3 protein-coding genes and 1 pseudogene are annotated in these 3,796 nt (G+C 54.2%); all 4 read right to left on the reverse strand.

The window, feature by feature from the left end:
- A partial coding sequence (locus JX360_RS17075) for a DnaJ domain-containing protein (RefSeq protein ID WP_244353386.1) occupies positions 1-577 on the reverse strand: 577 nt, incomplete at its 3' end.
- A gap of 57 nt (positions 578-634) precedes the next feature.
- Positions 635-1,396, reverse strand: a complete 762-nt coding sequence (locus JX360_RS17080; RefSeq protein WP_244353387.1) for a ChaB family protein — start codon at positions 1,394-1,396, stop codon at positions 635-637.
- A gap of 299 nt (positions 1,397-1,695) precedes the next feature.
- Positions 1,696-2,112, reverse strand: a pseudogene (locus JX360_RS18170) (IS200/IS605 family accessory protein TnpB-related protein); the annotation flags it as partial.
- Complete coding sequence (locus JX360_RS17085) at positions 2,109-3,755, reverse strand: cation:proton antiporter domain-containing protein (protein ID WP_244353398.1); 1,647 nt, start codon at positions 3,753-3,755, stop codon at positions 2,109-2,111. The pseudogene JX360_RS18170 and the gene JX360_RS17085, both read right to left, overlap by 4 nt.
- Positions 3,756-3,796: the final 41 nt, after the last annotated feature.

Here is a 3,796-nt window from a genome sequence, read left to right on the forward strand (position 1 = left end):
CGCCCCTTTGCTGACCGCCAAAGGGACTCACCTGCCCCTTGCCCTTGACCCGAATGCGACTGCCCTGCTTAGCTCCGGGCGGGATGCGAATGGTGATGGTTTCACCATTGAGATTCAGCCGCTTTTGGCAACCCTCAAAGGCTTCTGACCACGTCAGGGAGAGACTGGCCTCCACATCCTGCCCCGGCAGATCGACTGACCTGAACCCCCCAAAACCTGCAGTGTATCCCTGACGGGATCCCATGCGTCCTAGCAGCTCGTTAATAAAGTCATCAAAGCTGCCGTACCGGCTGAAGCTCTCATAGACATCCCCGTAGCCGGCAGTAGCGCCTCGATCACCACCCTGTCGCCAGTACTGACCAAACTGGTCGTAACGCCGCCGTTTTTCCGGATCCGAAAGCACCTCATGGGCTTCGTTAATGGCCTTGAATCGCTCCTCAGCTTCCCGATCACCAGGATTGACATCCGGGTGATACTTGCGGGCTAGCTTACGGTAAGCGCGCTTGATCTCGTCGGGGGTAGCATCCTTGCTTACCCCCAGGATTTGGTAGTAATCCTTGAAGTCATTGGCGGCCATCGGTAGCCTCCTGATCAAGCCTCGAAAGTCCGGCAAACCATATTAGATATTAGGAACTTAAGATTTTCGTTTGGAAAAAATTCCTCGGTCATCCCGGTCAAAGAGACTTTTAACCTTTGCCCATGCCTTGAGCAAAGCATTACCGTGATCCTCAGACTCTTGCCGACTTTGATTGTAGGCTTCCACAAAGGTTTGCTGCGCCTCTTCAGACAAATCGGAGCGAATATCCGGTGAGAGGGTTTCTGGAGTAAGGGATCCCTCGGGCTCACTAGGAAGATTCAAATCCGTGATTGAAAGCTCTTCGCCGCCAGCACTCTGGAGTAACAGGTAGGTTTCACCCGACTTTTCTTCAGGTACTTGCACCACTAACAAAAACTCACCTGCCTGGACACGGGTTTGATAAATGGCTGCCTTATCTTGAGGCATGCCCAGCGAGATCAAAGCTGATCCCAAACCGGCCCCCAAGGCTCCATAAAGGGCACCACCAGTTGCTCCCAACAAGGCTGCTCCCAGTGGTCCTGCCGCCACCACTGCCCCTAAAAAGGGGATGAACAAAACCCCAATCCCTGTTAGTGCTCCCAGCAAAGAGCCAAACAGGGATCCATAAATAGCACCACTGGTCAAACCATCTACAATGACATCTTTACGGGTGACGAACCCAGTGATCTTGGCTTCCGTTTGAAAGTTACGTCCAATGATGGAAATACGGTCATTCGGAACCCCCCGATTCAGAAGCCGTTGGATGCAATCGTGTAGCTTGCTTTCTTCCTTGAAAGCAGCAGATACACACTTTTGAGGTGGATTAGCAAAGGTACTCATTGATGTCCTCTAGGTGTTGTGATTTGTTTTAGCCATTGACCATTCCATTCATTTAACAGTTAAATTTTTATCATGCTTGCATTCCAGATCGCCTAAATCGCATCGCAAACTCGAGAGAAAGCTGTAAATTGAAGTGATTTCTATCTCCACTATAGATTTCTGACAAGAACTTTATCAAGAGTTATGAATTGAAGAAATCCTGAAAGCTAGAGGAGGATTTCCCCCCAAGAGGCTATTTAAAAACGGGAGAAAAGTGGCTTCTGGGTGGGTTGTCTGAGGCATGAAGCTCCCCCCACCTATTGCCCTTTGTACAGCGTTGGGTAGCAGCCTGTATGCTTCAGGGTAGGAGGTTGGGCATCTCGTCTACTGTGTGTGCCTGACTGCCATTGCTAATAACGAATCACAAAACTACTCACTTGCCCAACCGCAAAGGCAATTGCACCTCTGCGGTAGTAGCTTGGAAATTTGTGAAACACCCTATCAAACGTAGCGTATTTCACATCTGGGTTTTGAGCGGTTTTGTGAATCAATCGCTCTACAACAGGGATGACCTGTTGATTTGGCAATCCTCCTAGCTCTGACCAATGTGTATCAATCACACCTACCAAATGCCTGCACAAACGTCTGTGGACCTTAACTGTTTCAGCAAGCGGCGTCCGCTGTTGCGTTGTTGGGTTGCTGACGCAAGGTTGGAGAGTGCGGCGAGTTTTGTTCAAAGCCGCGAGCCAGGATCGGTCTTGAAACCATTCTCCTCCACCAAAATCACCGGGATCGGACTGGTTTCCAACACTGCCTGCGACGTGGATCCCACCAACACCTGATCCCAGCCGCGGTGGCCGCGTTTGCCCATCACCACATCCGTCACCTGTTCTTCGCTGGCCACCTTCACAATCGTCTCCGCCAATGGCCCTGAACGCAGCCAAAATTGATGGCGAATATCCGCCAAAAGCCGCTGAGTCTGTTGCCGCAACTCCTGGATCGGGATCCCTTGGGGATCATCCGTAATATGCAGCACGATCACCTCACCATCGACGCGCCGGGCCAAATCAGCCACCTTCCGCAACACCGCCTCCGCCAAGGGAGAGGTATCAACTGCCGCCAAAAAGCGAACCTGACCTTGGCTGCCCACCTTGGTGGGATCCACCTCCCCCTTTTCCAAGAGCCGAGGGGCAAACACCTGAGTGGACCAAGCCCCCAGAGGAGCGGTAACCAGAATTGACAGAGCCGCCAGAGCCAGGATGGTCTCCCCACCGCCAATGCCTTCCGCCAGTGGGATCCCACCAATCGCCGCCTGCACTGTTGCCTTAGCCATATTCCCCGGCAGCAAAAACAGCTTTTCCCTGCGATTCCAGTTACTCCCCAGCGTGGACAGCCACCACCCCAAGCCCCGTCCCACCAGCAAACCCAGGCCCAACAGCAGAATCCCCGGCAAAAGCACGGATCCCAGCACCGACAGATTGAGGGAGGCACCCAGCAGCACAAACAACACAATCTCCGCCACTGTCCAAAGGGTATCGAACCCGCCCCGCAGCCTTCGTGCTAAGGGTGCATCCAACTCAATCAGGAAAAAGCCCATCGCCATTGTCGCCAGGTACCCGGAAAAATAGGGCCACAGCCGCGGGAAAATCACCAGCCACAGCGCCATACAGGCCGCCAACAGCACATCTTGGGCCGTATTGCGAGTCCAATTCTGCTGGGTGAGCAACGACACCAAAACCCGCGCCGCTAGGTAGCCTATGCCCAAGCCCAAGGTAATCTCGATCCCCACCTGAATGGGCAGCCATTGCAGAGGGGAGAGTTCCCAGCCCAAAAGCCTGATGCTTTCTTCGCTGCCTTGCCCCAAGAAGCTGAGCAACAAGCTAAACACCAACAGCAACAGCACATCCGAAAGGGCACTGCCGGTCAAAATGGCATCTGGGATCCCTTTTGTGACTCCCCAGCCCAAGCTTTTCAGTCGCAACATCCCTGGCACAATCACTGCCGGCGACTCCGCCCCAATCACACAGCCTAGGAGCAGCCCTGTAGGAAAATCCCAGCCCAGCAGGCCCATTGCCACCACCGCCACCACCACCGCTTCACAAGCCGCCGGCAGAAAACCCAAACGCAGCGCTACGGATCCCTGTTGGGCCAGCTTCTCCCGATCCAGCCCCAGACCTGCCTTCATCAGGATGATCATCACCGCCAGCACCCGCAGGTCATCGGCTGCCGCCAGCACCTCTGCAGACAAGACATCTCCCATCTGAGGCCCGAGCAGGATCCCCACCCCGATCATCCCCAGCAATGGGGGCATCCCCAGCCGACCGACGATCTGGCCGACAAAAAACCCCATCCCCAAAATCCATAGCCAACTGCCCAGCATGAATGGATCCCTCTCCTTCCGTCGTGGTGTTAAGGGGCAGT

Origin of the sequence: Thermostichus vulcanus str. 'Rupite' (genome assembly GCF_022848905.1) — a bacterium.
In the GTDB taxonomy this organism is placed as follows: domain Bacteria; phylum Cyanobacteriota; class Cyanobacteriia; order Thermostichales; family Thermostichaceae; genus Thermostichus; species Thermostichus vulcanus_A.

Excerpts from the sequence above, each read along its gene's own strand:
- JX360_RS17085 (WP_244353398.1), bottom strand. The coding sequence starts at position 3,755 with ATGCTGGGCAGTTGGCTATGGATTTTGGGGATGGGGTTTTTTGTCGGC.
- JX360_RS17080 (WP_244353387.1), bottom strand. The coding sequence starts at position 1,396 with ATGAGTACCTTTGCTAATCCACCTCAAAAGTGTGTATCTGCTGCTTTC.